The 1,486-nt window shown below is 66.1% G+C and carries 2 protein-coding genes; both read right to left on the bottom strand.

The genetic code is table 11. The annotated features are described in order from the left end of the window. Positions 1-1,017 (bottom strand): carbamoyl-phosphate synthase large subunit (gene carB / locus RND61_RS32405; protein ID WP_315881751.1); only part of this gene is annotated, 1,017 nt, incomplete at its 3' end. Continuing rightward, the coding region (locus RND61_RS32400) for a glutamine amidotransferase-related protein (protein WP_315881750.1) at positions 1,010-1,486 on the bottom strand (477 nt) is incomplete at its 5' end. The genes carB and RND61_RS32400, both read right to left, overlap by 8 nt.

The following is a 1,486-nucleotide window of genomic DNA, read 5'->3' as shown; positions in this document are numbered from 1 at the left end:
ATCCAGCGTGTAGCCGACGGCGAGCTTCGCAGCGATCTTGGCGATCGGGAAACCCGTCGCCTTCGACGCCAAAGCGGAAGAACGCGACACCCGCGGATTCATCTCGATGACGATGACCCGACCGTCCTCGGGATTCACCGCGAACTGGATGTTGCAGCCACCCGTGTCGACCCCCACCTCACGGATGACCGCGATCCCCACATCACGCAGGATCTGATACTCGCGGTCCGTGAGCGTCATCGCCGGCGCCACGGTGATCGAATCACCCGTGTGCACGCCCATGGGGTCGAAGTTCTCGATGGAGCAGACGACCACGACGTTGTCGTGCTTGTCGCGCATCAGCTCCAGCTCGTACTCCTTCCAGCCCAGGATGGACTCCTCCAGGAGCACCTCGGTGGTCGGGGAGAGCGTGAGGCCCTGGCCGGCGATACGGCGCAACTCCTCCTCGTCGTGCGCGAAACCAGAACCCGCACCACCCATGGTGAAGGACGGGCGGACCACGACGGGATAGCCACCCAGCGTCTCCACGCCCTTGAGGACGTCGTCCATGGAGTGGCAGATCACCGAACGGGCGGACTCGCCGTGCCCGATCTTCTTGCGGACCTCCTCCACGACCTCCTTGAACTGCTCGCGGTCCTCGCCCTTGTGGATGGCCTCCACCTTGGCGCCGATCAGCTCGACGCCGTACTTCTCGAGGACACCGTTCTCGTGCAGGGAGATCGCCGTGTTCAGGGCCGTCTGACCGCCCAGCGTCGGCAGGAGCGCATCGGGACGCTCCTTGGTGATGATCTTCTCCACGAACTCGGGGGTGATCGGCTCGACGTAGGTGGCGTCGGCGATCTCCGGGTCAGTCATGATCGTCGCCGGGTTGGAGTTCACCAGGATGACGCGCAGGCCCTCGGCCTTCAGGACCCGGCACGCCTGAGTACCCGAATAGTCGAACTCGGCGGCCTGCCCGATGACGATCGGACCGGAGCCGATGACCAGGACGGACTGAATATCGGTGCGCTTAGGCACGCTCGGCCTCCATCAGCTCCACAAAACGATCGAACAGGTATGCGGCGTCATGCGGACCCGCGGCCGCCTCCGGGTGGTACTGCACGGAGAACACCGGCCGGTCCAGCAGCCGCAGCCCCTCCACCACCTGGTCGTTCAGACAGACGTGGGAGACCTCGGCCCGGCCGAACGGCGTGTCCACCGGGCCGTCCAGCGGCGCGTCGACGGCGAAGCCGTGGTTGTGCGCGGTCACCTCCACCTTGCCGGTGGTCCGGTCCATGACCGGCTGGTTGATGCCGCGGTGGCCGTACTTGAGCTTGTAGGTGCCAAAGCCCAGCGCGCGGCCCAGGATCTGGTTGCCGAAGCAGATGCCGAACAGCGGCGTCCTGCGCTCCAGCACCGCACGCATCAGCGCCACCGGGTGGTCGGCGGTGGCGGGATCACCGGGACCGTTGGAGAAGAACACCCCGTCCGGCTCGACCGCGTACAC

Origin of the sequence: Streptomyces tamarix, assembly GCF_032423885.1 — a bacterium.
GTDB classification, from domain to species: Bacteria; Actinomycetota; Actinomycetes; order Streptomycetales; family Streptomycetaceae; genus Streptomyces; species Streptomyces tamarix.
Note: the sequence above shows the minus strand (reverse complement) of the source record. Positions and strands in the feature narration are given on the sequence as shown.